Raw genomic sequence first — 26,423 nt, forward strand, 5'->3', positions numbered from 1 at the left:
ACTGCCATGATCAGTCCGCTCCAAGACCAGACCGTACTCGTCGTCGGGCGTGGCGGCGGTATCGCCCGCGCCATCGCCATCGCCGCCCGGGACTCGGGAGCACGCGTGGTTGCCGCCGGCCGCGATCAGCAGACCCTGTCCGCCGCCTACGCCGGAGAACCGGATATCACCACCGATCTCGTCGACCTCAACGACGAGGCTTCCATCGACGCCATGGCCGACCGGCTCGGAGATCTCGATCATGTGGTGTCGACCGCCTCGGCACGCGCCCGGGGCCGCCTGACCGATCTGGACCGTGACGCGATCAGGCTGTCCATGGACACCAAGGTCATCGGCCCCCTGATGCTGGCCAAGCACGTGGGCCCGCGCATCAGGAAGTCCGGATCCTTCACTCTGTTCTCGGGCGTAGCCGCGACCAAGATCGCGGTCGGCACTCTGGCCGTGGCCATCACCAACGGCGCAGCCGATGTGCTGGCCCGCTCGCTCGCGCTGGAGATGGCCCCGATCCGGGTCAATGCCATCTCTCCCGGAGTGATCGACACCGGTGCCTGGGATGCACTCGGCGAAGAGGGAAAGGCGCACTACTTCGCGGACATCAGCGCCCGCAATCCCGCGCGCCGCATCGGAACTGTCGACGACATCGCCAACGCCGGGCTCTTCGTCATGACCAGCCCTTTCCTGACCGGCACGACCCTGCACATCGACGGGGGCGAGCCGCTCACCTGACGCCTGACCTCGGACAACACCACCGAGCTTCACCAGAGAGGAACGAAACAATGGGCCTTTCCTGGCAGCAGGGACCACTCGCACCGGGGGCCGTCGGCCGATTCCTGACCCCAGGTCCCCTCCCCGAACGCATGCTGTTCGCCGAACCCCTGCGACGCCGGATGCGGGTGCGGTTCGGCGACACATGGATCGCCGACAGTGAAGATGTCGTGCTGCTGCATGAACCGAGTCGCTATCCCGTGGCCTACTTCCCGCTCAGCGACATCGTCGCCGATGTGCTGGTCCCCTCCCCTCACACGACGGAGCACCACGACCTGGGACCGGCGTCCTGGTACACCGTCGTCTCCGGGGCACAGAGCAAGCAGCGCGCCGCGTGGCAGCACACCGGGTTGCCCGACCACGCCGACATCCTCAAGGAACGTGTCGCCTTCGCCTGGCGGGCGATGGACGCCTTCTACGAGGAGGACGAACGGATCGTCGGACACGCCGCCGACAGCTACCACCGCATCGATATCCGGCAGACCAGCCGCCACCTGAGCGTCCGGATCGGGGAGCGGGTCGTTGCCGACTCGACCCGCCCCCTGGTCCTGTACGAATCGGGATTCGCACCCCGCTGGTATGTCCCCCGCGCCGACGTCGATCCCTCCGCGTTGACGCCGGCCCAGGGTCAGACGTTCTGCCCCTACAAGGGCCTGGCCGGCTACTACGACATCGCCGAAGCCCACCGCGCCGCCTGGTCCTACGAGGACGCCTGGACTGAGGTGCGGCGGATCTCCGGGCACGTGTCATTCGAACCCGACAAGATCGAGGTGTACCTGGACGGGAAACGACTCCGCCTTGAACCGGGACAGAACGTGATCTCGCACGGCGTGGACCGCAATCTCACGCTCGACGAGACCCGTCTCCCCTCCACCCCGTGATCGATGACCGCCGTGAGGAGGAGTGTCCGAATGCCTTCAGTGCTGTCGGTGAACGTCGGGAAGCCTAAGAACGTGCCCTGGCAGGGCAGGACCGTCTACACGGGTGTGTGGAAGCAGCCCGTGCGCGGCCCTGTGATGGCCCGCCGCCTCAACATCGACGGGGACGGCCAAGGGGACACCAAGGGGCACGGCGGGGAGCAGCGCGCCGTGCTGGTCTACCAGATCGAGTCCTACCTGTACTGGCAGCGGCACTTCCAACGAGACGACTTCGCCTACGGCCAGTTCGGAGAGAACCTCACCGTCGACGGCCTGCCCGACGACGAAGTGTGCATCGGCGACCGGTACCGCATCGGCGAGGCGGAGTTCGAGGTCACCCAACCCCGGGTCACCTGCTACCGCGTCGGACTGCGCATGGGCGAGCCCGAGTTGCCCGCCCTGCTGGTCAGCCACCACCGCCCCGGCTTCTACATGCGTGTCATCCAGGAGGGAAACATCCAGGCCGGCGACCCGATCATCAAGACCAGGTCCGGGCCCGGCGCACTGAGCGTGGCCGACACCGACGCGCTGCTCTACCTTCCTGACCGTGAACCGGCCATGCTTCGGCGCGCACTGAACATCCCGGCTCTCAGCGCAGGTTGGCAGGGATCGTTCCGTGAACCCCTGACCGTCGCCGACGGTACGGACGCTGCCCGCGGCCCCGCCTGGGACGGTTTCCGCGAACTGCGGGTGGCGGACGTCGTGGCCGAGAGCGCCACCGTCTTCTCCATCCACCTGACCTCGACCGACGGGACCCGTCTGCCGAACGCCCGAGCGGGCCAGTACCTCACGCTCCGGATCCCCGAAGCCGGGCGGCCTGCCCCCATCCGCAGCTACTCGCTGTCCTCGGCGCCCGACTCCGGCAGCTACCGGATCAGCGTCAAACACGAACCGCATGGCACCGCCAGCAGTTACCTCACCACCAAGCTGCGCCCCGGCGCCAATCTCCAAGTCGCTGCACCCCGTGGCGAATTCATTCTCACCGAACCCACCGGGCCGGTACTGCTCGTCTCCGCCGGGATCGGTCTCACGCCGGTGCTGGCCATGCTGCACGAGCTCGCCGCCGGGCCCCGCGACCGCGAGGTCTGGTGGAAGGTCGGGACCCCAGGGGTGTATTCGCCCAGGTCAGGATAGTGACCAGCTTCGGTCCGGCCGCGCACGCGCGCGTGCTGACCGCGTCCGCCCGGTCAGCCGACGCCCGTCCAGCGCGAAGAGTCCGCGGCACTGCGCTCGACGGCATCGAGGACGTACTGGACCTGTAGGCCGTCCGCGAACGACGGGCGCGGCTCGCTCGCATCGTCGGCGACCGCGGCCAGGAAGTCGTGGACCTGGTGGACGAACGCGTGCTCGTAGCCCAGGCCGTGACCGGGCGGCCACCAGGCGCCCAGGTAAGGGTGCCCGGGTTCGGTGACCAGGATCCGACGGAATCCCGCCTCCGTCTCCGGGTCGGTGGCGTCGTAGAGCAGGAGCTCGTTCATCGACTCGAAGTCGAAGGCGAGTGACCCGCGTGAGCCGTTGGCCTCTAGCCGCATCGCGTTCTTGCGTCCCGTGGCGAAGCGCGTCGCCTCGACCACGACGAGTGCGCCCCCTTCCAGGCGACCGGTGAACGCGGTCGCGTCGTCGACGGTCACCTGTCCTCGCTGTTCCCCGGCGCGCGCCGAGAGCCCGCTGGATTCGGCCGGCAGGGGGCGCTCGGTGACGAAGGTGGCCTGCGTCGCCGACACGCCGGTGAGCCGTTCTCCGGTCAGGTGCTGGAGCAGGTCGATGACGTGCGACCCGAGGTCCCCGAGTGCGCCGGAGCCGGCCAGTTCCTTGCGCAGCCGCCACACCAGCGGGAACTCGGGGTCGACGATCCAGTCCTGGAGGTACTGGGCCCTGACGTGCCGCACCTCGCCGATCCGGCCCTCGGCGATCAGACGGGCGGCGTGTGCCAGCGCGGGCACGCGCCGGTTGTTGAAGCCGACCATCGACCGGACGCCGGACTCGGCGGCGACCTGTGCTGCGGCGGCCATCCGCTCGGCCTCCTCAACCGTGTTGGCGAGGGGCTTCTCGCACAGCACGTGTTTGCCGGCGGCCAGGGCGGCGATCGCGATGTCCGCGTGGGAGTCGCCTGGCGTGCAGATGTCCACGACGTCCACGTCGTCGCGTCGCACCACCTCCTGCCAGTCGGCCGCCCAGTCGCCCCACCCCAGCCGCTCGGCCGCCCGCGCCGCGCCCTTCGGGTCACGGCCGCAGAGGACGGTCATGTCGACGTCGAAGGGCAGGTCGAACACGCGGGGTGCGGTGCGCCAGGCCTGGGAGTGCACGGCTCCCATGAACGAGTGGCCGATCATCGCCACCCCGAGCCGGGGGCGGACGGACACGGGGTCGGGCGAAGGGCGGGGCACGGGGTCTCCGTATCGGTAGGGCGTCAGGCGGATGCGGCTGTGGGCGGTGTCCGGTGCGGGGCGAGGGCGCCTCGGACCGACGGCCAACCGGCAAGCGCGGCACGTACGTCGGGGCGGGTCTCCTCGCGGAGGGCCGCCGCGTACGCCTGGTCGAGGACGTCGTCGACGAGTACGCGCTGTCCGGTCCTTGCCGACTCCACCGCGGCCTCGACCATCGCCAGGCTCATGGTGTTCTCGTGCACCTCGCCCATGGGCGTGCTGCCGGTCCGCAGCGACTCGACGAAGACCCGAAGGGCTCCGGCGATGTCGGAGTACGGGGAGCGGGGGCGCTCGGCGGGTTGTACGTCGGCGGCGAGCACGGGTTCGTTCTCGCCGTCCCACAGCGCCGAGCCCTTCTCGCCGCTCGCCCGCCACGTGCCGTTCCACGAGGTCTCGGCGCCCGTACTGCACCAACTGCCGTTGTACGCGTAGCGTGCTCCGCCCTCCATCTCGAAGACGGCGCTCGCGGCGGCGTCGCCGTCGTACCAGCTCCACGGCGGGTTGTACGCATGGCAGTAGGCGGAGACGGGGTCCGCGCCGAGCAGGAAACGGGCCGAGTCGAAGGCGTGGATCGCCATGTCGATCAGCAGTGGGTACTCCATCTCCTCGCGGAAGCCGCCCATGTGCGGGGCCTTGAAGAACTCGGTCGTCAGCGTGCCGATCGCGCCGAGTTCCCCCAACATCCCGCGCAGGACGAAGAGTTGGGGGTTCCAGCGGCGTGACTGGCTCACCATGAACAGCTCACCGCTCACCTCGGAGGCGGCGGCGAGGGACAGGGCGCGGGCCAGGATGTCGGCGATCGGCTTCTCGCCGAGAACGGGCAGCCCGGCGAACAACGCGGCGGTGGTGACCGGGTGGTGGGCCACCGGAATCGTCACGTTGACGAGTGCCTGCGCGCCCGTGTCGGCCGCCAGCGCGACCGCGTCGGAGCCGACCGGGAGGTCCGGCCGACCCAGACCGGCGGCGGATCGTCGGGCGGCGTCCAGGTCGAGGTCGACGATGCCGACGAGTTCGGCCTCGGGTGCGGCGGTGACGGCGGTCAGCCACTGCTGTCCCATGGAGCCGGCACCGACCACGATCACGCGCAGGGGGTTGTCGGGCCCGCAAGGGATGATCCGGTGGCTTGCTCGATCGGTCATCGCTGCGGCCCCGAGTACGAAACGCCGTTGAAGAAGTCGTCGGTGTCGTAGCGCAGCAGCACCGGGTGGCTGCGCTCGGGCCGGTCCGTACGTGCCCACTGCACGGCGTTGGCGATCACCCGGCGGATGTCCTTGTTGTGGTAGACGGGGTAGTCCTGGTCGCCGGGGCTGAAGTAGAAGATCCTGCCGTGGCCGCGGCGGAACGTGCAGCCGCTGCGGAACACTTCGCCGCCCGTGAACGAGCTGACGAAGACCAGCTCGTCCGGGACGGGGATGTCGAAGAACTCCCCGTACATCTCGTCCTCTTCGACGACGAGCGGATGCGGGACCCCCTTGGCGATGGGGTGCGTGGGGTTCACCGTCCACACCAGCTCGCGGTCGTGCTCGTTGCGCCAGCGCAGGGTGCAGCTGGTCCCCATGAGCTTGATGAAGATCTTCGACCAGTGGCCGGAGTGCAGCACCACCAGACCCATGCCCGACAGCACGTGCCGGTGCACCCGCTCCACGACCTCGTCGGAGACCTCGGCGTGGGCTGCGTGTCCCCACCAGGTGAGGACGTCGGTCCCGGCGAGCACCTCCTCGGTCAGGCCGTGCTCGGGGTCGTCCAGCGTCGCGGTGCGGATGGTGCAGGCGTCGCCGAGGTTCTCCTTGATGCCTTCGGCGATCGTGGTGTGCATGCCCTGCGGGTAGATCTTGGCCACGTGCTCCTCGTTCTTCTCGTGGCGGTTCTCGCCCCACACGGTCACGTGGATCGGGGCCGGGGGCGGTGCGGAAGACGTGGTCACAGGGTGTTCTGCCTTTCTCCGAAGTCGCCCGGAGGGCGGGTCATTTGACGGCTCCGCCGGTCACGCCGGTGGCGATGTAGCGCTGTGCCACCAGGAGCAGCACGAGAGCCGGGACCGACGCGAGGGTCGCGGTGGCCATCACAGCGTTCCAGTCGCTGACGTGGGCGCCGAGGTACTGGTAGAGGCCGAGGGTGACGGGGCGGACGTCCTCGGTCGTCGTCAGGGTCAGCGCGAAGAGGAAGTCGCTCCAGGTGAACAGGAAGGTGAACAGCCCCGCCGTGATGAGGGCGTTCCTGCTCATCGGCAGGACGATCGAGACGAACGCCCGCAGTCGGCCCGCCCCGTCCACCCGGGCCGCCTCGATCACCGAGGACGGGATGTTGCCCATGAAGGCCCGCAGGATCAGGATCGCGAAGGGGATGCCCGCGGTGGAGTCGGCCAGGACCAGGCCGGGGACGGAGTTGAGCAGCCCGAGGTCGTTGTACGCGCTGTAGAGGGCGTTGGCCACGACGATGCCGGGGACCATCTGGCTGATCAGGATCCCGAACAGCACCGGACCGACCCAGCGGGCGTTGACGTGGGCGAGCGCGTACGCGGCCGGGCTCGCGACGATCAGGCTGACCACCACACTCCCCACGGCCACGATCAGGCTGGTCAAGAGGTTGGACCCCTGCTGGCTCAGCGCTGTGGCGTAGCCGTCGAAATTCAGCCGCGTGGGGAACCAGGGTGTGCTCACCGCGGTGTTGGCCGGCTGGAGGGAGACGTTGACCATCCAGTAGACCGGGAACAGCATCACGGCCAGGATCAGCGCGCCGATCGCGGTGTATCCCCACGGCCGCCGCGAGCGTCGGCGCTGGACACGTGTGGGCTGTACCGGTGGGACGGACGTGTGGGTGATGGTTGCCATGACGGCCTCACTGCTCGACGGCGCGGCGGTTCGCGCGCAGGTAGAGGACGGCGAAGACCAGCGAGATGACGATGAGGATGTTGCCGAGCGCGGCACCCTGTCCGAAGTCGAACTGCTGGAAGGAGAGTTGGTAGGACTGGCTGGCGATGGTCTGCGTCGCGTTCGCCGGGCCGCCGTTGGTGAGCCCGAGGATGACGTCGAGCACCTTGACCGTGTAGACGACACCGAGGACGAGCACCACGCTGACGACGGGGCGCAGCAGCGGCCAGGTCACGTGCCGGAACGCCCGCCAGCCCGTCGCACCGTCCAGGGCCGCCGCCTCGTACAGCTCCTCGGGGATGTCCTGGAGTCCGCCGTAGAGGATCGCGACGTTGAACGGGATCCCGATCCAGATGTTGACCACGATCACCGCGAACAGCGCCAGCGAGGTACTGGTCAGCCAGCCGGGGCGGTCCTGTACGAGGTGCAGGGCGCCGAGGAACCGGTTGAGCACGCCGTTGTCCTGGTCGAGGATCCAGCGCCACACCGCGCTGGAGACGATCAGCGGCACCAGCCACGGCAACAGGAGCAGGGAGCGCAGTACGCCGTTCAGCGGGAACCTGCGGCGGAAGAACAGGGCGATCGCCAGACCGATGAGGAACTGCCCCGCGATCGAACCCACCGTGAACAGCACCGTGTTGAGGAGTGCCTTGTCGAACACGGCGGACGACACGACGGCCCGGTAGTTGGCGAACCCGACCCAGGGCGCCTGGCCGGTGTAGAAGGTGGTCGTCGTGTAGTGCTGGAACCCCATGACGACGTTCTTCACGACCGGGTAGCCGAAGAAGGCCACCATGTAGGCCAGGGCGGGCAGCAGGAACAGCAGGTGGGACTGGCGCCGTCGGCTGCGCTTCCTCGGCCTCCTGTCCGACGGGGCGCTGTCCATGGCCCGCACCGACCGGCGTAGCACGTCAGCCATCCTGGGCCTGCTCAAGTGCCTGCGCCGGAGACGCGCCCTGGGTGAGCGCGGTCTGCATCGCGGTGTAGATCTTGGTGGCTGCCTTCGGCCAGTCCTTGCCCAACTCACCTGTGCGGGCACGGGCGTTGCGCACCTGTTCGGTGAACGCCTTCATCCTGGGCTGTTCCGCGGCGAACTTGTCCATCAGCGCGGTCTTCGTCGGCACGGTCTGGCGCTGCTCGGCCAGCAGCAACTGGTTCTTGTCGGAGTTGATGCACGCGACGACCTTGGCCGCCTTGGCCTGGCGCTGCGCGTTGCCGGTCTGCGGGATGGTCCAGGTCTCACCGCCCAGCGGGACGACCGGAGTTCCGCCGGCCTTGGGCACGGGGATCTGTACGACGTCGTAGTGCAGGCTCTTCTTCTCGTTCAGGACCGGGAACTGCCAGGGGCCGTTGATCATCATGGCCGCGTTGCCGGCCGCGAACTGGTCGTTGGCGTCGGCCTGGGCCCAGCTGACCACCGACTTCGAAGCCGACTTGTCCTTGACCAGGTCCACCAGCAGCTGAAGGGCCTGCGCGACCTGGGGAGTGGCGATGTCCTTCTCGTCGCCGCCGTTGGACCACATGAACGGCAGGAACTGCCAGGTCCCTTCATAGGTGGCCGGTGCGGCGAAGGCGACGCCGTACCTCTTGCCCGAAGTGAGCTTCTCGGCGGCCGACTTGAGCTCGGCCCAGGTGGTGGGCGGCTCGACACCGGCCTCGCTGAGCATGTCCTTGTTGTAGAAGAGCCCGAGGGTGTTGGTCACCGGTTGCAGGCCGTAGAGCTTGCCCTGGTAGGTCGAGGCGTCCACCACGCCCTCGGCGTATCCGTCCGCCTTCAGGCCGAAGTCACTGAGCGGGGCGAGGGCACCGCTGGCTGCGATCTGTTGCAGGTCGGGGTTGTCGAGCATCAGGACGTCGGGCAGGGTCCGCGACGAGGCCTGTTGCAGCACCTTGGGTATCAGGGAGGGGCCGGCCACGGCCTCCCGCTCGATCTTCACGCCGTTCTGCTGCCCGCACGCGTCCAGGAGCTTCCCGTAGAACCCCTTGTCGGGCTGATCGGCGTAGTAGTCCATCACCCGCAGTGTGTCGGCGCCGCCGGACGATCCGGTACTCGAGCCGCAGGCACTCAGGGACAGCGGTGCCAGGAGCGCGAGGGCCACCGTCAGTGTCGTTCTGCTGAGGAGTGCTCGTCGTTGAGCCATGTTCGGTCTCTTCTCGATCGGCGCTGTCTCGGGCGGACCATGCAAGGGTGTCGATGCGTATCGACAACGGTCAGGCGTCGCCACCCTCGACACGAACAGTGGGGATCAGCGGGCGGACAGGCTGGTCTGACGCAGGGTCAGATGTGGTGTCACCAGTTCAACGGTCGAAGGGGTGGGCACGGTCTCGCGGTTGAGCAGCCGGAACAGGATCCGCATCGCGCGGCGGGACACGTCCCTGGGTTCCAGCGAGACGTTGGTGACGGGGGGTGTGGAGGTCTCGGCCGTCCGGTCCGTGCACAGGCCGATGACGGACAGGTCGCGGCCCGGCACCAGTCCGCGGTCCAGCAGGCTTTGCAACGTCGGCTGGATCAACTGGGGATCGGGCACGACAAGGCCGAGCCGGCCTCCCCCGCCGGGCCCCTGCTCCGCGAGCGCCTCGTCCAGGGCGGCCTCGGCGCCGGCACGGCTGGTGTCCGGCGGGCTCACCTCGGTGTAGGCGATGCCGTGCGCGGCGGCCGAGTCCTCGGCTCCGCGCAGGAAGCGGCGGACGAAGTTGACGTCACGCGCCATCACGTCACGCGGGTACCCGAGCAGGACCACGCGGTCGTGCCCGGAGGTGGCCAGTTCGTCCACCGCCATGCGCCCGGCCAAGGTGTAGTCCAGGTCGACGCAGTACAGGCCCGCGGGGTCGTCGGGCACGCCGATCAGGATGACGGGCACGCTCAGACCGGCCGCCACGGGGATGCGCGGGTCCTTGGACCCGACCTCCATCAGCACGATCGCGTCGCACAGGGACTGGTCGCTGAGCCGGGTGAGGCCCTCGGCGCCCTCGTCCTCGGTGGCCAGGATGACGTTGTGGTCCTCTTCCCGGGCACACTTGGTGATCGTCTCGATGAAAGGCAGCACGCCCGTCATGTCCGCCCCCGGCGCGAACGGCACGACCAGGCCTATGACTTGGCTGCGCTGACTCGCCAGCGCCCGCGCACCCGCGTTGGGCTGGAACCCCAACGTCTCGATCGCCTCCTCCACCCGACGCCGGGTCTCGGGGGAGATCGAGCGGCGCCCGCTCATGACGTAGGAGACGGTGCTCTGGGAGACGCCCGCCAACCGGGCCACATCCCGGCTTGTCACCATGCGGAGCACCTCCCTCGGTGTCGATTCCCATCGCGTCGATGCGTATCGACTGATTGGGACGAGACTGTAGGGAGGGGCTGCAAACGGCGGCAAGGGTCGTGCAGGAAAAAGTTTCGGCCCGACTCTCCGTCGGCGAACTGGGGCGGTTCCCTCACGTCCCCGCGGGCGGGGCGATCTCCACGCGCACTCCGCGGGCCTCGAAGGCGCGGATCTGTGCGTCGGGGGCGGAGGTGTCCGTGACCAGGGTCCACTCCTCGCGGAGGGTCGCCCAGGCGTGGAACGGCGCACGGCCGAGTTTGGCGCCGTGGGCCAGTACGTAGACGCGGTCGGCGCGGCGGGCCATCAGTTCCTTGAGGCGGGTCTGGCGCAGGTCCGCCTCGCAGATGCCGCGGTCGACGGTGACGCCGTCGGCGCCGAGGAAGACCCGGTCGAAGGACATGTGCTCCAGCGCGGCCTCCGTGAGCGGGCCGACGAAGCCCTGGCTGAGCGGGCGGAGCGTCCCACCGAGGCACTCCACGTGTACGCCCTCCGCGTCGGCCAGGGCGTGCAGCGCGGTCAGGCCCGTCGTCGCGATCGTCAACTCCTTGGCCCCGCGCAGCTCGTGGGCGAGCGCACCGACCGTCGTACCGGCGTCGAGGAGCAGTGACTCGCCGGGCTCGACCTGCCGGGCCGCCCACTGCGCGATGGCCCGCTTCTCCTCGTAGGCCTCGCCGGTGCGCTGCCGCAGCGACGCCTCGGGGTGCGCGGACAGCGCCATGGCGCCGCCGTAGGTGCGGGCGAGGCGGCCCTCGGTGGTGAGGCGGGCGAGGTCGCGGCGGATCGTCGAGGGGGTGACGTCGAACAGCTGCGAGAGTTCCTCGACGCTGGCGAGGCCGGTGGTGTCGGCAAGGCGGACGATGCGGTCGCGTCGTGCCTGGGAGGTGGTCGGCGGCATCTGCGGGGTCCTCTACGGTGCGGTGGTAACGGCGGTGCAGGGGACGGTGGTTCAGGCCACCGGGGCGACCGGCGCCGTAGCCATCTCGGCTGCCTGGCGCAGCGCCTCGACCATGCTACCGGCCTCCGCCGTGCCCTTTCCGGCGATGTCGAAGGCGGTGCCGTGGTCGACGGAGGTACGGATGACGGGCAGTCCCACGGTGAGGTTGACACCCGCCTCGATGCCCAGGACCTTGACCGGGCCGTGGCCCTGGTCGTGGTACATCGCCACGATCAGGTCGTAGTCCCCGCGTGACGCGAGGAAGAAGGCGGTGTCGGCGGGGAGCGGGCCCCGGGCGTCTACGCCCTCGGCACGCAGCTTTTCCAGGGCCGGTACGATCTTCTCCTCTTCCTCTCCGTAGCCGAACAGGCCGTTCTCGCCCGCGTGCGGGTTGATGCCGCAGACGCCGATGACGGGGTGCGGGGTGCCCGCGCGGACCATCGCGTCGTGGCCGCGGCGTACGGTGCGCTCGACGAGGCCCGGTTCGATGCGGTTGACGGCGTCGATCAGGCCGATGTGCGTGGTGACGTGGATGACCTTCACCTTCTCGGTGGAGAGCATCATCGAGACCTCCTCGGTCCCGGTCAGGTGGGCGAGGAGTTCGGTGTGGCCGGGGTAGATGTGGCCCGCGGAGTGCAGGGCCTCCTTGTTGAGCGGCGCCGTGCAGATGGCTTGCACATCTCCTGCCACGGCGAGTTGGGCGGCACGCTCGATGTACGCGTACGCGGCGTGACCGGCGACCGGCGACAGCTTGCCCCAGGGCAGGTCGGCGGGGAGCAGGCCGAGGTCGATCACGTTGACGCGGCCGGGTGTGAACCGGGCGTCACGCGGGTGGTCCACGGCGACGATCTCGCAGTCCAGGCCGAGGATGCGGGCGGCCTCGCGCAGCCGCTGGGCGTCGCCGATGACGACGGGGCGGCAGCGGGCCAGGACGGCGTCGTCGATGAGGGCCGCGACGATGACCTCGGGGCCGATGCCGGCGCCGTCTCCCATGGTGACGGCGATGAGGGGGGCGGGGGTGCTCATGTGGGCAACTCCTAGTCGGGAAACGGACGTTGGCAGGTTCAGGTGGCGGCCGTGGCTGCGGTCAGGTGGGGTCGTAGCGCGACGGCGATGGTCAGGAGCGAGTCCTCGGCGCCGTAGCTGCCGGGGCGGGTGACCACGTGGCGGCCGTCGGGGGTACGAGAGTGGACTGCGCCGTGGTGGATCTCGGCAAGCGGCTCCAACTCCCGTATCCCCAGGGCGTCCAGCGTGGTGCGGGCGGTCTCGCCGCCGGTCAGGACGAGGTCGGGGCGGCCCGGGTACGCGGCGGCGAGCGCACCGAGGGCGGTGCTCAGGACCCGGCCCGCACCGGGGCACGGGCCCTTCGAGCCGTCGATGGACAGCACGGTCAGGGCGGGGGCGGTACTCGGCAGGCGGACCGTACCCGTCGCCAAGTCGGCCGGATTCAGCGGCACATGGTGCGCGCCGAGTGCGGTGAGGTGCGCGATCTGCGCAACCGCGCCGGGTTCGGCGGTGCCCACGACGACGAGCAGGGGCGTGGAGTCCTGAACGGGCGTGGGCGGGCACGGGGTGGCGGGACGTGCCAGCGCGCGCCCGAGCGCCCCCGCCAGGCCACCGCTGCCCAGGAGTCGGAATCCGGGACCGAGGCGCAGCACCGCCGCCGCCACCGCGTCCAGGTCCGCATCGGTCTCGGCATCCGGAACAGGATGCGCGCCGGACGCGGCGATCCGCCGGAACTCCTCGTCCAGAGCGGCGGGCTCGGATCGTACGACGTCGACAGGCACCGTACGGACCGGCAGGCCGGACAGCGCCTCGGGCAGCGAGCGGGGCGGGGACGTGTGTTCCGCGCGCCAGCCGTCCGTGCGGTGCAGGGGCACGCCGTTCACGTGCACCACACCGCCGGTCACGGTGCGCCTGGCCGCGGGCAGCGCGGGGGCGATGACGACGGCCTCGGCACCCTCGGCATAGGCGGCGGCCTCCACGGCGAGGTGACCGCGCAGCTGCGAGTCGACCTTCTTGTACAGCAGTCGAGGCGGACCGGACTGCGCCGCGCGCAGCGCCGTCCGCACGGCGACCGCCGCTTCGGCGGGCGGCAGGTGGCGGGTGTCCAGGTCCACGGCGAGGTCGTACTCGCCGAGGGTCTCGGCCACGGCGGCGGCGTCGAGCGACAGACGCACCGGGCCGCCGAGCGCGCGGGCGGTCTCAGCCGCGCCGGACAGGTCGTCCGCGAGCGCGACGACGTACGGCGAGACGCGTGGACGTGGGGGCAGGGAAGCCACGGGATCGAACCTCCTTGAGCATGCTCGGCGGTGGGCGGCCCGGGTCGGATCATGACACAAGTTGCGTGAAGTGCGCGAGACCTCTTGCGCGAATTACGCAGTCGTGCGAGCGTTCCCGTGGCGCCGGGGCCGTCACCAGCGGACCTCGTCGCCTCGTGGATGCGACGGGTACCCGCTCACACAGCCGCACGGCACGCCCGCGATGCGCACATCCCGCACGAGATCGCACCCAGGCACGAGACGAGGACCGGGACCGGGACACAGGGCCCGCGCCACTGGCACAACCCGCTGCCCTCGTACTACCCGCACCGCCCGCTGCACCCGCGCCACCCGCACCGCCCGCTTCACCCGCACCACCCGCCCCGGAAGGAACCCGCGTGACCGTCGGCCTTGAGCTCCCCAACGTCCCCGTCCCGTTGTCCCGTCTCGTTCTCGGCACGATGACGTTCGGCGACACCGCCGACCGCGCGACGGCCGCCGCGATGCTGGACGCGGCGCTCGACGCGGGCATCACCGGCGTGGACACCGCCAACGGATACGCGGGCGGCGAGAGCGAGCGGATCCTCGCCGAGCTGTTGCCCGATCGCCGTGACCGGGTGGTGCTGGCGACCAAGGCCGGCATCCCGCATTCCGACCAGGGCGAGCACACGCCGCTCTCCGCCGAGGGCCTGCGCGCCGCGCTCGACGGGAGCCTCAAGCGCCTGGGCACCGATCACGTGGACCTCTTCTATCTGCACCAGCCGGACCGCAGGACCCCGCTCGCCGAAACCCTCGCGACCGTCGCCGAGTTCGTCCGGGCGGGCAAGGTCCTCGCCCTCGGTGTCTCCAACTTCGCCGCCTGGCAGATCGCGGAACTGAACCGCGTGGCCGACGAGGTCAGCGCCCCCCGCCCCGTCGTCGCCCAGCAGCTCCACAATCTGCTCGCGCGCCGGATCGAGGAGGAGTACGTCGAGTACGCCGCCGTCACCGGCCTGCGCACCATGGTCTACAACCCACTCGGCGGCGGTCTGCTCACCGGCCGCCACAGCTTCGAACAGGCCCCGGACGGCGGGCGGTTCGGAGACTCCAAGCTGGCCGTGATGTACCGCGAGCGGTACTGGAACGAGGAGCTGTTCCGCGCCGTCACCGACCTCACCCGCATCGCCTCCGACGCGGGCCTGCCGCTGACCGAACTGGCCCTGCGCTGGCTGCTGTCGAGGCCCTCCACCGACGCCCTGCTGCTCGGCGGGTCCAAGGTCGAGCACCTGAAGGCCAACATCGCCGCCGCATCCGCCGGTCCGCTGTCCGCGGACGTCCTGGCCGCCTGCGACGAGGTCGGCGCCCGCCTGCGCGGCCCCATGCCCGCCTACAACCGCTGACCTTCCGCCACTCCCCCGCAACGGAGACACCCATGTCCACCGGCCGCACCCCTGCCGAGTTCACCACCGCACTGCGCAACCGCGAACAGCTCATCGGCTACTGGTCGTTGCTCGACTCCCCGATCGCCGCCGAACGCCTCGCCCGCGTCGGCTACGACTATCTCGCCTTCGACGCCCAGCACGGCCTCTTCGGCTACCAGGGCATGCTGAACAACCTCCTCGCCACCGACACCAAGGGCAGCACCGCCGTCGGCATGGTGCGCGTCGAGGCCAACGACCTGACCTACATCGGCAAGGCGCTCGACGCGGGCGCCACCGCCGTGATCGTCCCGCTCATCGACAACGCCCAGGACGCCGCCGACGCCGTGGCCGCCGTCCGCTACCCGCCGCTGGGCCGCCGCTCGTACGGCCCGATGCGCGCCCAGCTGCGCATCGGCCCGAACCCGGCCGACACGCACCAGCAGACCGCCGTCCTCGCGATGATCGAGACGGGCGACGGCCTGGCGAACGTCGAGGAGATCTGCGCGACTCCGGGTCTGGACGGCATCTACGTCGGCCCGTCCGACCTGCGTCTGGCCATCGGCGGCACGAGCTCCACCGACCCCGCCGTGCAGGACGAGTTCGAGCTGACCCTCACCCGCGTACGCAAGGCGGCCGAGGCGGCGGGCATAGCCGCCGGCATCCACAACGCCGACGGCGCGAGCGCGGCCCGTCGCCTCGCCGAGGGCTTCACGTTCGCGTCGGTCGCCGCCGACGTCGTACATCTGCAACAGATCGCGACGTCCCACCTGGAGGCGGCACGCGGCGGGGCGCGCTGATGCCGACCACACTCATCACCACGCCCACCTTCGCCCGGCACTCGGTGCGCCCCTGGCAGATCCTGGAGGAGGCCGGAGCAGGTCCCCTGCGTCCCTGCGAGGACGGGGCGCTACCCGCCGCCGAACTCCTCAAGTACGCGGCGGAAGCCGATGCGTTGATCGTCGGCATGGATCCGATCACCGCCGAGGTGATGGACGCCGCGCCCCGTCTCAAGGTGATCGCCAAGCACGGTGTGGGCGTCGACACCATCGACCTGGCCGCCGCACGGGCGCGCGCGATTCCGGTGGTGTGCGCGCCGGGCAGCAACTCGCGGGCGGTGGCGGAGTACACCTTCGGCCTGTTGCTGACCGCGGCCCGCTCCCTGGCCGCCTCGCACACCGCGGTGGCGGAGGGCGGCTGGCCGAAGCTGTTCGGCCCCGAACTGCACGGGAAGACGCTGGGCATCGTCGGCTTCGGACGCATCGGCCGGCTGCTGGCCGGTTACGCCCGCGCCTTCGGCATGGAACCGCTCGCCCACGACCCCTACGTCTCCGACGCCGACGTCCGCGCGCACGGCGCCGAACCGGCCGCGCTCGACGCCCTGTTGGCGCGCGCCGACGCCGTCAGTCTGCACACCCCGCCCGACCCGTCGGGCACCCCGCTGCTCGACCGCGCCCGTCTGGCGGCCATGAAGCCGGACGCGATCCTGGTCAACGCCGCGCGCGGTGGGCTCGTGGACGAAGACGCGCTCGCCGAACTGCTCGGCTCCGGGCACCTCGGGGCCGCCGCCCTCGACGCGTTCAGCACCGAGCCGTTGCCCGCCGACCACCCGCTGCGCGAGTCCCCGCGCACGCTCCTCACCTCCCACATGGCCGCGTGCACGCCCGAGGCCAACCAGGCCATGGGCGCGATGGTCGCCGAGGACGTCGTCCGCGTACTCGCGGGCAACGAGCCGCAGCACCAGGCGAGTTGAGACCCACAGGACGAAACACCGCACCACCCTGTCCCCGTTCCGGACACCGGCGACGACGCCGGAAGATCCCCTAAGGACCTGCTATGGCCACCACGACCGACGGCGCCACGGCGGCACCGCCACCCGCGCAGACCGACCCGTACGCTCTGCGCGCCGAAGACGCCCGCCCCGCCCCCGAGACCCTCCGCGGTCGGGTGCGCCAACTCGGCCCCGGGCTCGTGCTGTCCGCCGCGGTCGTCGGCTCGGGTGAACTGATCACCACCACCGCGCTCGGCGCGAAGGCCGGGTTCGCGCTGCTGTGGCTGGTGATCATCTCGACCGCCGTCAAGGTGTGGGTCCAGATGGAGCTGGCCCGCTGGACCATCCTCAACGGCAAGCCCGCGCTGGAGGGTTACAGCCAGATCGGGCCGAAGATCGGCCGGCTGAGCTGGATCAACTGGCTCTGGATCGGCATGGACTTCGCCAAGATGTTCCAGCGCGGCGGCATCATCGGCGGCACCGCGGCGGCCTGTTCGATCCTGCTGCCGATCCACGGGTCGGCGCTGAGCACCTCGTCCCTGACCATCTGGGCCCTCATCGTCACCGGCAGCGCCATCCTCATCCTCCAGACGGGCAAGTACCACATCGTCGAGCGCGTCGAGGTCGTCGGCATCTCGCTCAAGACGGTCATCACCTTCGGCCTGGCGCTCGCCCTGCCGTTCACCGCCTTCGGATACGGCGGCGAGCAGCTCGTCGACGGACTGAGCTTCCAGATACCCGCGGGCACGGTCGGCATCGCCCTCGCCGTGTTCGGCATCACCGGCGTCGGCGCCGACGAGATGACGACGTACACCTACTGGTGTCTGGAGAAGGGCTACGCCCGCTGGACCGGCCCCGACGACGGCACCGAGCAGCGGGCCCGGCGGGCCGAGGGCTGGCTCAAGGTCATGCGGCTCGACGTGGGCGTCTCGTGGGTCGTGTGCACCGTCTGCACGCTGTCCTTCTATGTGATCGGCGCCTCGGTGCTCCATCCGCAGGGCCTGGTGCCCGAGGGCAACGACATGATCACCACGCTGTCGCACAGCTACACGGACACGCTCGGCCCCTGGGCCAAGTACCTGTTCCTGGCCGGCGCGATCTCCGTCCTCTTCTCGGTGACCGTCGCCTCGTCGGCCAGCGTGCCGCGCCTGTGGACCAACACCCTCGGTCTGCTCGGTGTGGTCGACTGGCACGACATGCGCGTCCGCACACGCACCATCCGCATCCTCACCTGCTGTCTGCCCCCGCTGTGGATGTGCATCTTCCTGTGGGTCCAGTCCCCGGTCCTGATGGTGCAGATCGGCGGCATCGGCGGCGGCATCTTCCTGCTCGCGGTCGTGGTCGCGGTCTGGCGCCTGCGCTACACCGGCGTCCCGCCCCGCTTCCGCGCCAACCCCTGGCTGACCGCCGCACTCGTGCTGAGCAGCGCGGCGATCCTGTTCCTCGGGGTGTACGGGGTGCTCGACACCCTTGAGCTCACGCCCGGCAGCTGAAACGGCGCAAGCAGTCACGGGAGTTCAGCTGCCGCTGGACTGAATCGCTGCCGGCCGGTGGACCGGGGCGGGGCGCCGCGGGGTCAGCAGACCAGGGACCGGCTCAGTGGGCCCGAGCGCAGGTGCCGGCCCCGCGGCTCGGCGTCCGTCAGCCGTCCGGCCTCGACGACGGGACGGCCGCCCACCACCACGGTCTCCGGCCAGCCGGTGACCGCCATGCCCTCGTACGGCGTGTAGTCCGTGGCCATGTGCAGGCCGGTGCTGCGGACGGTGCGGGTGGCCGTGGGGTCCCAGATCGCCAGGTCCGCGTCCGAGCCGGGCGCGATGACTCCCTTCCGGGGGTAGAGGCCGTTGAGCCTGGCCGGGTTGGCGCACATCAACTCGACGAATCGGCCCACCGGAAGACCGCCGTTGACCACCAACTCGCTGAAGATCACCGGCATACGGGTCTCCACTCCCGGCAGGCCGTTGGGCATCGCCCGTACGTCGTGGCTCACCGACTCCTTCTGGGCCGTGTCGTAGCAGCAGTGATCGCTGCCGATCGTCGCCACCTGGCCCATGAGCAGCCGTGAGCGCAGTCCGGCGACCGTGCCGGCGTCCCGCAACGGCGGGCAGCACACAAAGCGTTCGGGGTGCGGGCCCGCGTACGCCGTGTCGTCCAGAACCAGATGGTGCGCCACCGTCTCCGTGAACGCCCGCACTCCCCGGCCGCGGGCGCGGGCCACCAGGTCGACCGCCTCGGGTGTCGACTGGTGGACGAAGTACACCGGGGCCGACACCGACTCGGCGATGGCGAGGATCTCGGCGACCGACGCGTTCTCGGCCAACTCCGGCCGCGTACCGGAGTGATGGGACGCGCTGATCGACCCGGCCGCCTCGCCGCGCTCCTGCGTGTCCGCGATGATGTGGTCGGCCTCGCAGTGGATGACCACCATGCCGCCCAGATCCCGCAGGGTCGTCATCACATTCAGGATGGTCTTCTCGTCGGCCATGGTCTCGCCGCGGTAGGTGGTGAACATCTTCACCGTGACGATGCCGTCGGAGGCCAGTGAGCGGAGTTGCTCCGGCACTGTGTCGTCCCACTCGACCACGCACGCGTGCAGTGCGCTGTCGCACACCCCCTGTGCCGCCTTGGCGCGTTGGGCGGCGGCGACGTCGGCCGGGTTCTCGCCGGGGCGCGGGATGGCGAAGTCCACGATCGTGGTCGTACCGCCGTGGACGGCCGCCGTGGTGGCCTGGCGGTAGTCGTCGAGGGAGGTGAAGTCCCCCGAGGTGAAGCCGACATGGCAGTGCGGGTCCACGCCGCCGGGCAGCACCAGGCGTCCGGAGGCGTCGATCTCGGTGGTACCGGGGGCTTGCGCGGTGCGGTACGCGCCCGGCTCCACCACCCCGAGTACCTTGCCGCCGCCCACCAGGACGTCCGCGGCGCCCTGCCAGTCGGCGTTGACCACGGTGCCGCCTCGGACGACGAGGTCGACGGGTGCGCTGGGTTCGATGGGTTCGTTCGATGAGGAGTGGGACATGGCGGACCTCCAGCGAGGACGAGGTGTCAGCGGGTGGCGAGGTAGGCGTGCCAGCCGCCGTGGGCGGTGATGTCGACGACACCGGGGGCGGTCAGCGCGGAGTCCCGCATGCGCATCGAGAAGGAGCCCGAACCGTCCGCCAGGGCGATCACGCCCAGTTCGAGTTCCTCGGGCTCCTCGGGGAGCAGTTGCTCGCGCAGCACCTCGTAACTGACCTCGTACACCTCGCCGTTGATCGAGGCGCCGCCCTCCGTCACCGGGTGCAGGCCGGGGAACTCGTCGCGAACGGAGAAGAAGCGGTACGTGGGTGCCGTGCGGGCGGGGCCGAGGAGGCGGGCGTCGCTCAGTGCGTGGTTGAGGGTGCCTCCGGACATCGCCTGGCCGTTGACGAACATCTTCAGGGTCATGAGGGGGTGCCTTTCAGGGCGATACGGGAGTGGTGGCGTCGTACAGCAGGCGGCCCGGACCCAGGTCGGCCACCGGGTCGGCCGGGGGTTCCCCGGCGATCTGACGGGCCAGCGTGTCGCCCCACACCGGGGCGAGGGTGAAGGCGTAGGTGCCGCCCGCGACGAAGAACCCCGGGTGGCCGGGGACTTCGCCGATCACCGGCATCTCGTCCGGGGTCGCGGCCAGCGGTCCGGCCCACATGCGCAGCAACCGCAGGTCCCCGAGGAACGGCAGGATGCGCCCGGCCTGGGCGAGATTGCCTGCCATGCTGGGCACGCTGACGGTGCTGCGGCCCGCCATGTCCAGCTCGGCGGCCGGCCAGCCGCCGCCGATCAGCAGGTTGCCCGCGCTGACCTGCTTGACCGACATGCCCTCGCCGATGTGCTGGACCAGGTGGTGCATGACCGGCGGGACCCGCACGGTCACGTGCATCTGGATCGCGACCGGGGACATCTGTATCCCCACCCCTGCGAGTGCGGAGATTTCGGTGATCCACGGCCCGGCCACGTTGACGACCACGGGCGCCGTCCAACTCCGCTCGCCCGAGAGCACCTTGTAGTCGTCGCCGACCCGCCGGATGCCGGTGACCGGGGTGAAGGCGTGCACTTCGGCGCCCAGGCGGCGGGCCGCGGCCAGATATGCGGGGGTGATCAGGAGCGGGTTGGCGTAGCCGTCGAGCGGGCACCAACTGGCGGCGCGTACACGGTCGGAGAGCAGCGGAAGCTGCTTGCGGGCCTCGTCGCCGGTGAGCACCTCGGTGGGGATGCCCGCCCGCCGCTCCCACTCGTGTTTCTCCCTCAACTCCTCTTCTTGTGCTGCGGTTTCGGCGACCATGAAGCCGCCGCCGCGCCGCAACTCCACGTCGGCGCCAAGCCGTTCCTCGATCTGCGACCAGTGGTCGGACGCCCGGCGTTGCAGCGGCAGCAGGCGTGCGCTGTCGACCGGGACCTCCTGGCCCGGGCGACGGGTGTGGATGGCCTGGATGTGGAGATTGCCCGCGGTGGTGCCGGAGCCTTCGCGGTTGGGTGAGCCGCGCTCCAACACCACGACCCGGTAGCCGCGTTCGGCGAGATGGAAGGCGGCACTGGCGCCCAGGATGCCTGCGCCGATGACGACGACGTCCGGCCGGGTCACAGGACCTCCTGCCCTTCGACCGTCGCGGCCATGGGCAACGGCCGTATCGGCATCCGGGCCGCGAAGCACTCCGCCTCGCCCCGCCCGGCCAACGCCGCGACGATGTGGCCGCATTCACGTCCCTGGCAGGGGCCCATACCGGCGCGCGTGGCCGCCTTGGTGCCGTGCAGGTCGTTCCAGCCGGTCGCGGCGGCCTGCCGGATCTCCCCCGCGCTGACGCCCTCGCAGCGGCAGACCTGGGCGGTGTCGGGGATGTCGGCCGTGGCCAGCATGGGGTAGAGGCGGTCGGCCAGTGCCGCGAAACGGTCCAGCGCGCGGGCCCGGCGGCGGAGGCCGGCCACCCGCACGGGCGGGCCTTCGGGTGCCAGGCGGCGCAGGATCGCGTGGGCGGCGAGCTGTCCTCGTACGCCCGCCGCGTGCACCCCCGCGATGCCGGCACAGTCGCCGGCGACGTACAGCCCGTCCACCGAGGTCGCACCGTCCGCGTCCACGACCGGGAGCTGCTCCGTGCCCGTCGGGTCCACCTGGGTACGGCAACCCAGCAGCCGGGGCAGTTCGGTGCTGGGGCGGAAGCCGAATCCGACGCACAGCGCGTCGGTCTCCACCCGCCGTACGTCACTGTCCAGGGCCTCTATGTCCACGGCGGTGACCTGGGTGTCGCCGTACGCGGCCAGCACGCGGGCTCCCTGTTCGACACGCACGCCGTATCGGGCGAGGGTGAGCAGATAGCGGGCCGCCTCCGCGAGCCGGGCGGGTTGCCGCAGCGCTCCGCCGATGACAGATGCTCGGGGGCGGTACGGGTGGTTCAGCTCGACCAGCGCCTCGATCCGGGCGCCCACCTCCAGCAGCGCGCAGGCGACCGGGAGCAGGAACGGGCCGGTCCCGGCCAACACCACCCGCCGGCCCACGGGAACCCGGTCCATGGTGGCCAGATGCAGGGCGAATCCGGGTGTGACCACCCCGGGTAGCGTCCAGCCGGGGAAGGGCAGGGAGCGTTCGTACGCGCCCGTCGCGACCAGTGTCGCCCTGGTGCGGATCCGGCCGAGAGCGCCGGTGCGGACATCGGAGGTGAAGAGGGTGCGGCCCGCGTCCTCGGCGCCCCAGACCAGGGTGCCGGTGCGGCAGACGACCCCGGCGGCCCGCACCTGGCGGATCAGTTCGGTGCCGCGCGGGCGGAAGTCGCCGAAGGCGGCCGCGAGTTGCTCGGGCCGGCGCTTGTAGTACTGGCCACCAAGGGTGTCGGACTCGTCCAGCAGTACGACGCTCAGCCCGCCCCGGGCCAGGACCAGCGCCGCGTGCAGTCCTGCGGGCCCGCCGCCGACCACCGCGACATCCGCCTCCGTCATGACGTCAGCCATGTGCGGCCGTCGGGAGGTGCTCGGTGTGAGTACGGATGTCCATGCCGTCGGAGACGTGCGCAGTGCAACTGCGTGTCCCGGGGCGGCCGTTGATGGTCACCTCGCACTCCAGGCAGACACCCATTCCGCAGAACGGGCCGCGCAGTTGGCCGTTGACCGGGTTGCGGCGCAGCTGCCAGATTCCGGCCGAGACCAGGGCGGCGGTCACGGACTGGCCCGCCCAGGCCTGGCTGAGGGCGCCGTCGATGGTCACGGTGACCGTCTGAGGCAGGGAGTTGGTGCTCATGGTTGTGCTCACAGGGCTCAAGGGGGGTGGGGGGTTCACAGGACGCGGTCCAGGAACTGGCGGGTGCGTTCGTGTTCCGGCGCGGAGAAGAAGAGGTCCGGGGACTTGTCCTCCACCACCAGGCCGTCGGCGATGAACGCCACCCGGTCGGCCGCCGCTCGGGCGAAGCCCATCTCATGGCTGACGACGATCATGGTCATGCCCTCCTCGCGGAGCCGGACCATGACGTCGAGGACCTCCCCGACCATCTCCGGGTCGAGCGCCGAGGTGGGTTCGTCGAAGAGCAGCAGTTCCGGGCGCATCGCCAGGGCACGGGCGATGGCCACCCGCTGCTGCTGGCCGCCGGAGAGCTGGGCGGGGTAGGAACGGGTCTTGTCGGCGAGGCCCACCATGGCCAGCAACTCGCCCGCCGCGACACGCGCTTCGGCCTTGGACACGCCGTTCACGTGCACCGGACCGGACGCCACGTTGTCCAGCGCGGTCATGTTCGGGAACAGGTTGAACTGCTGGAACACCATGCCGGTGCGCCGCCGCTGGACGGCGATCCGACGTTCCCGCAGGGCGCCCCGGTCGCCGTAGCCGATCCTTTCACCGCAGATGCTGACGGTGCCGGAGTCGGGGGTCTCCAGGTGGTTCAGGGTGCGCAGGAAGGTGCTCTTGCCGCCACCCGACGGGCCCAGCACAAGGACGACCTCGCCCCGCCGGACCGTCAGGTCGATGCCCTTGAGCACCTCGACGCCGCCGTACGACTTGCGGACCTGGCTCGCTTCAACGACCGTCTCGATGGTCATCGGGTCTCCATTTCGAGTGCCGGTACGGCGGCGCCCTTGATACGGCGGCCCCTGCTCGGCCCGGTCTGGTGGCCGCGGCCGACCCGGGCCTCCAGCCACCGCTGCACCAGGCCCCACAGGGTGGTCATCGCCAGGTAGTACAGGGCGGCCGCGGTGAGGCCCTCCAGGACGCGGAAGTTGGTCTGGACGGCGAACTGGGTGCGGCGCAGCAGTTCTTCGACGGAGATCACCGAGACGAGCGTGGTCGTCTTGAGCAGTCCGTTGAAGCTGTTGCCGAGCGGCGGGACCATCACCCGCAGTGCCTGCGGCATGACGACCACCCGGAACACCTTCCAGGGCGGCATGCCCAGCGCGCGGGCCGCCTCGGACTGGCCGCGCGGGACCGAAAGGACCCCGGCGCGGACGATCTCCGAGAGGTACGCCGCCTCGTTGAGGACCAGGCCGGTCAGGGCCGCGCTGATCACGCCCAGGCGCAGGCCCAGCTGAGGCAACCCGGTGTAGATGATGACCAGTTGGACCAGTAGGGGTGTGCCCCGCATCAGCCACACATAGAAGCCGGTGACCGCCCGGACCGGTGCGATGCGGGACGCTCTGCCGAGCGCCACGAGCACGCCGAGCGGAAGGGCGAGCGCCATGCTGACCGTGGTCAGCCAGATCGTCGTCCAGGCTCCCTGCACGAGCTGGGGACTGCTGAGGAAGGAGAAGAAGGCATCCCAGGACCACATGGCTCTCGCCCTTCGATGGTTGCTTCGCGCTGATCGGGTTACTTCGCGCTGATCGCGCCGGTGGTCACCTTGAGGTCGCCGGTGTAGGCCGTGACGCCGTACTTCTTGAACAACGTGGCCAAGTAGCCGTTGTCGCGAAGGGTGTTGAGCGCGTCGGCCACGGCGTCGGCGGGCTTCTGCTTGCCGAAGCCGAGGGCGAGCGGGGCGGGGTTCATGCCCTTGACCGCCGTCTCGAAGCGGCCGTCCTTCTGGTAGTGGCTGGTGACCGACTCGACGATGGCCACGCCCTCGACCTGACCCGCGGACAGCGCTTGGTAGGCGTCGGCGGTGGTGGTGAAGGTGCGGATGGTGATCTGCGACTTCCCGGCGGCCTTGAGTTCCTTGTTGAGCGCGGTGAGGGTGTCGAACTCGTAGCCCGGGGCCTCCACGGCGATGGTCTTGCCGGACAGGTCGTCCTCGGAGGTGATCTTCTTCGGGTTGCCCTTGGCGACGGAGACGGAGACGCCCTGGATCTCGTAGGGGACGAGCTTGACGGTCTTGGCGCGCTCCGGTGTGTAGAACATGCCGGTGTCGATCATGTCCCAGCGTCCGGACTGCACGCCGGGGATCTGCGCGTCGAAGGGGATGTTGACGAACTTCGGGGTGAGACAGAGGAGCTTGGCTATCTCGTCACCGAGGTCCACCCGCATGCCGACGATCTTGTTGGAGGCGTCCAGGTACTGCATGGGCGGCAGGGTCGCGTTGGTGGATATGGTCAACGTGCCGGCTGTGACCAGGTCCGCCTTGCCCACCTTGGGCGTGCAGCCGGTCGGGGCCGCGGCGGCGGACGACGAGTCCTCGCTGCCGCAGGCCGCCACGGTCAGAAGCAGGGCGGCCGCTGAGGAGGCCGCGATGAGAAGTCTGCGCACGGTCGGTTCACCTTTTTCCGGTGCTGGTGGAACAGGACTGCAGCCCGGCCTCGTCGAGCGCCTCGGTCAGGCCGAGCAGCGCGGACGGGTCCTCCAGGGGGAGCAGCGGGGGGCGTACGTGCCCTCCGGGCTGCCCGAGCAGCCGCATGGCGGCTTTGAGCTGCGAGGTGGGTGAGGCGAACCGTGAGCTGTAGTCGTCGTTGACGAGCAGGTTCACAAGCCGTTCGTAGCGTGCGGACCATTCCCGGGCCCGGTCGAGGTCACCGGCCCAGTAGGCCTCGTAGAAGGGGACGGCGAACGGGGCGCCGAGGCCGCCGCCGTCGATGTTTCCGGCTCCGCCGAACTCGGCCATGACGGCCATGCCGCGGCGGTGGATGAAGCGGCCGAAGACCTGGACCTTCCCGGCCAGGGCGGCGCAGGTGTCGGCGACCTTCAACTCGTCGCCGGAGCTGTCCTTGACGGCCACCACGGTGTCGAGTTCGGCCAGCTTGGTCAGGGTGTCGACGGTGATGTCGACGGCGGTGCCGCGCGGCCAGTTGTAGACCATGAGCGGCAGGTCGACCGCGCCTGCCAGGGTGGCGTAGAAGGCGTGGATCTCGTCCTGGCTCGGATGGACGTAGGGCGGCGGGGTGGTGAGGATGCCGTCCGCGCCGATCGAGCGGGCGTGTTCGCCGTACCGTGCGGACTCGGCCGCGGTGTACGCGCCGCAGCCGATCACCACCGGTATCTGCCCGGAGAGTTCGGCGACCGCTATCTCGGCGACGCGGCGGCGCTCCTCTGAGGCCTGGGAGAACCACTCGCCGGTCGTGCCATTCACCAGGAGCCCGTGGACACCGTGGTCGGCGTACAGCCCGAGCAGTGCGCGCCAGGCGTCCTCGTCGAGGGAGCCGTCGGCGGCGAAGGGGGTGGGTGCGGCCGGCCAGTAGCCGCGCCAGGGGGCGGCACTCGAAGTGGTCATGCTGCTCTCCGTGGGATCGATTCCACAGCACGGTGGCAGCGGAGCAGGGCGGAGGTCAATGTCGTTCTGGCTGGAAACTGCTCGTGAAACGCATTGTTTACGCCACCGACTTCACCGGATCTGCCATCATGGCGATCACGGCTCG

At 70.3% G+C, this 26,423-nt stretch carries 26 protein-coding genes; 7 read left to right on the forward strand and 19 right to left on the reverse strand.

The features are described from left to right. Positions 1-6: 6 nt before the first annotated feature. Genes ACIHFB_RS00930 through ACIHFB_RS00940 form a run of 3 tightly spaced genes read left to right on the forward strand, consistent with a single transcriptional unit; the run spans position 7 to position 2,816 of the window. Complete coding sequence (locus tag ACIHFB_RS00930) at positions 7-726, forward strand: SDR family oxidoreductase (RefSeq protein WP_400124763.1); 720 nt, start codon at positions 7-9, stop codon at positions 724-726. 50 nt (positions 727-776) lie between these two features. Then, positions 777-1,646, forward strand: a complete 870-nt coding sequence (locus ACIHFB_RS00935; RefSeq protein ID WP_400124765.1) for a DUF427 domain-containing protein — start codon at positions 777-779, stop codon at positions 1,644-1,646. 30 nt (positions 1,647-1,676) lie between these two features. Beyond that, positions 1,677-2,816, forward strand: a complete 1,140-nt coding sequence (locus tag ACIHFB_RS00940) for an MOSC domain-containing protein (protein WP_365282218.1) — start codon at positions 1,677-1,679, stop codon at positions 2,814-2,816. Between the two features lie 53 nt (positions 2,817-2,869). Here ACIHFB_RS00940 and ACIHFB_RS00945 read toward each other — a convergent pair whose 3' ends face one another. The 10 genes from ACIHFB_RS00945 to ACIHFB_RS00990 form a co-directional block, all read right to left on the reverse strand. Further along, positions 2,870-4,015 (reverse strand): Gfo/Idh/MocA family oxidoreductase, encoded by a 1,146-nt coding sequence (locus tag ACIHFB_RS00945; RefSeq protein ID WP_365282355.1) that lies wholly within the window; start codon positions 4,013-4,015, stop codon positions 2,870-2,872. Between the two features lie 77 nt (positions 4,016-4,092). Beyond that, a complete protein-coding gene (locus ACIHFB_RS00950; RefSeq protein WP_365282219.1) occupies positions 4,093-5,247 on the reverse strand; it encodes a Gfo/Idh/MocA family oxidoreductase in 1,155 nt (384 codons plus the stop codon). Continuing rightward, positions 5,244-6,032, reverse strand: coding sequence for a ThuA domain-containing protein (locus tag ACIHFB_RS00955; protein ID WP_365282220.1), 789 nt, complete (start codon positions 6,030-6,032; stop codon positions 5,244-5,246). The genes ACIHFB_RS00950 and ACIHFB_RS00955 overlap by 4 nt, the downstream gene beginning before the upstream one ends. Positions 6,033-6,072: 40 nt before the next feature. Further along, positions 6,073-6,939: a carbohydrate ABC transporter permease gene (locus tag ACIHFB_RS00960; protein WP_365282221.1), complete on the reverse strand. Its 867-nt coding sequence runs from the start codon at positions 6,937-6,939 to the stop codon at positions 6,073-6,075. A gap of 7 nt (positions 6,940-6,946) precedes the next feature. Further along, complete coding sequence (locus tag ACIHFB_RS00965; RefSeq protein WP_400124769.1) at positions 6,947-7,897, reverse strand: carbohydrate ABC transporter permease; 951 nt, start codon at positions 7,895-7,897, stop codon at positions 6,947-6,949. After that, positions 7,890-9,119, reverse strand: a complete 1,230-nt coding sequence (locus tag ACIHFB_RS00970) for an extracellular solute-binding protein (RefSeq protein ID WP_400124771.1) — start codon at positions 9,117-9,119, stop codon at positions 7,890-7,892. Before ACIHFB_RS00970 ends, ACIHFB_RS00965 begins: the two co-directional genes overlap by 8 nt. Positions 9,120-9,224: 105 nt before the next feature. Further along, positions 9,225-10,262, reverse strand: coding sequence for a LacI family DNA-binding transcriptional regulator (locus tag ACIHFB_RS00975; RefSeq protein WP_365282223.1), 1,038 nt, complete (start codon positions 10,260-10,262; stop codon positions 9,225-9,227). 142 nt (positions 10,263-10,404) lie between these two features. After that, complete coding sequence (locus ACIHFB_RS00980) at positions 10,405-11,187, reverse strand: DeoR/GlpR family DNA-binding transcription regulator (RefSeq protein WP_365282224.1); 783 nt, start codon at positions 11,185-11,187, stop codon at positions 10,405-10,407. Between the two features lie 51 nt (positions 11,188-11,238). Next, the gene (gene pdxA, locus ACIHFB_RS00985; RefSeq protein ID WP_400124774.1) at positions 11,239-12,252 is read right to left on the reverse strand and encodes a 4-hydroxythreonine-4-phosphate dehydrogenase PdxA; all 1,014 of its coding nucleotides are present in this window, start codon (positions 12,250-12,252) and stop codon (positions 11,239-11,241) included. 38 nt (positions 12,253-12,290) lie between these two features. Next, complete coding sequence (locus ACIHFB_RS00990) at positions 12,291-13,508, reverse strand: four-carbon acid sugar kinase family protein (RefSeq protein WP_400124776.1); 1,218 nt, start codon at positions 13,506-13,508, stop codon at positions 12,291-12,293. Positions 13,509-13,885: 377 nt separating this feature from the next. Between ACIHFB_RS00990 and ACIHFB_RS00995 the strand changes: the two genes are divergently transcribed. The 4 genes from ACIHFB_RS00995 to ACIHFB_RS01010 all read left to right on the forward strand — a co-directional run bounded on the left by ACIHFB_RS00995 (position 13,886) and on the right by ACIHFB_RS01010 (position 18,148). Next, the gene (locus ACIHFB_RS00995) at positions 13,886-14,866 is read left to right on the forward strand and encodes an aldo/keto reductase (protein ID WP_365282227.1); all 981 of its coding nucleotides are present in this window, start codon (positions 13,886-13,888) and stop codon (positions 14,864-14,866) included. A gap of 32 nt (positions 14,867-14,898) precedes the next feature. Further along, positions 14,899-15,684, forward strand: a complete 786-nt coding sequence (locus ACIHFB_RS01000) for an HpcH/HpaI aldolase/citrate lyase family protein (RefSeq protein ID WP_400124778.1) — start codon at positions 14,899-14,901, stop codon at positions 15,682-15,684. After that, positions 15,684-16,637 carry a phosphoglycerate dehydrogenase gene (locus ACIHFB_RS01005; protein ID WP_400124780.1) on the forward strand — a complete coding sequence of 318 codons (954 nt, stop codon included), beginning with the start codon at positions 15,684-15,686 and terminating at the stop codon, positions 16,635-16,637. The genes ACIHFB_RS01000 and ACIHFB_RS01005 overlap by 1 nt, the downstream gene beginning before the upstream one ends. Before the next feature lie 83 nt (positions 16,638-16,720). Further along, on the forward strand, positions 16,721-18,148 hold the full coding sequence (locus ACIHFB_RS01010) for an Nramp family divalent metal transporter (RefSeq protein ID WP_400124782.1): 1,428 nt from the start codon (positions 16,721-16,723) through the stop codon (positions 18,146-18,148). Positions 18,149-18,231: 83 nt separating this feature from the next. On the opposite strand, the gene hydA is transcribed toward ACIHFB_RS01010, so the two are convergent. Genes hydA through ACIHFB_RS01055 form a run of 9 tightly spaced genes read right to left on the reverse strand, consistent with a single transcriptional unit; the run spans position 18,232 to position 26,278 of the window. Then, positions 18,232-19,671 (reverse strand): dihydropyrimidinase, encoded by a 1,440-nt coding sequence (gene hydA / locus ACIHFB_RS01015; RefSeq protein WP_400124784.1) that lies wholly within the window; start codon positions 19,669-19,671, stop codon positions 18,232-18,234. Between the two features lie 26 nt (positions 19,672-19,697). Continuing rightward, a complete protein-coding gene (locus ACIHFB_RS01020; RefSeq protein ID WP_400124786.1) occupies positions 19,698-20,078 on the reverse strand; it encodes a gamma-glutamylcyclotransferase in 381 nt (126 codons plus the stop codon). Between the two features lie 13 nt (positions 20,079-20,091). Then, a complete protein-coding gene (locus tag ACIHFB_RS01025; protein ID WP_400124788.1) occupies positions 20,092-21,252 on the reverse strand; it encodes an NAD(P)/FAD-dependent oxidoreductase in 1,161 nt (386 codons plus the stop codon). After that, a complete protein-coding gene (locus ACIHFB_RS01030; protein ID WP_400124790.1) occupies positions 21,249-22,598 on the reverse strand; it encodes an FAD-dependent oxidoreductase in 1,350 nt (449 codons plus the stop codon). The genes ACIHFB_RS01025 and ACIHFB_RS01030 overlap by 4 nt, the downstream gene beginning before the upstream one ends. Before the next feature lie 4 nt (positions 22,599-22,602). Beyond that, complete coding sequence (locus ACIHFB_RS01035; RefSeq protein ID WP_400124792.1) at positions 22,603-22,896, reverse strand: (2Fe-2S)-binding protein; 294 nt, start codon at positions 22,894-22,896, stop codon at positions 22,603-22,605. A gap of 35 nt (positions 22,897-22,931) precedes the next feature. Continuing rightward, on the reverse strand, positions 22,932-23,687 hold the full coding sequence (locus ACIHFB_RS01040) for an amino acid ABC transporter ATP-binding protein (RefSeq protein ID WP_365282236.1): 756 nt from the start codon (positions 23,685-23,687) through the stop codon (positions 22,932-22,934). Beyond that, the gene (locus ACIHFB_RS01045) at positions 23,684-24,412 is read right to left on the reverse strand and encodes an amino acid ABC transporter permease (protein ID WP_365282237.1); all 729 of its coding nucleotides are present in this window, start codon (positions 24,410-24,412) and stop codon (positions 23,684-23,686) included. The genes ACIHFB_RS01040 and ACIHFB_RS01045 overlap by 4 nt, the downstream gene beginning before the upstream one ends. A 38-nt stretch (positions 24,413-24,450) precedes the next feature. Then, the gene (locus ACIHFB_RS01050) at positions 24,451-25,320 is read right to left on the reverse strand and encodes an ABC transporter substrate-binding protein (protein ID WP_365282238.1); all 870 of its coding nucleotides are present in this window, start codon (positions 25,318-25,320) and stop codon (positions 24,451-24,453) included. Positions 25,321-25,327: 7 nt separating this feature from the next. After that, positions 25,328-26,278 (reverse strand): dihydrodipicolinate synthase family protein, encoded by a 951-nt coding sequence (locus tag ACIHFB_RS01055; protein WP_365282239.1) that lies wholly within the window; start codon positions 26,276-26,278, stop codon positions 25,328-25,330. Positions 26,279-26,423: the final 145 nt, after the last annotated feature.

The sequence above is a fragment of the Streptomyces sp. NPDC051963 genome (assembly GCF_044593495.1).
Lineage (GTDB): Bacteria > Actinomycetota > Actinomycetes > Streptomycetales > Streptomycetaceae > Streptomyces.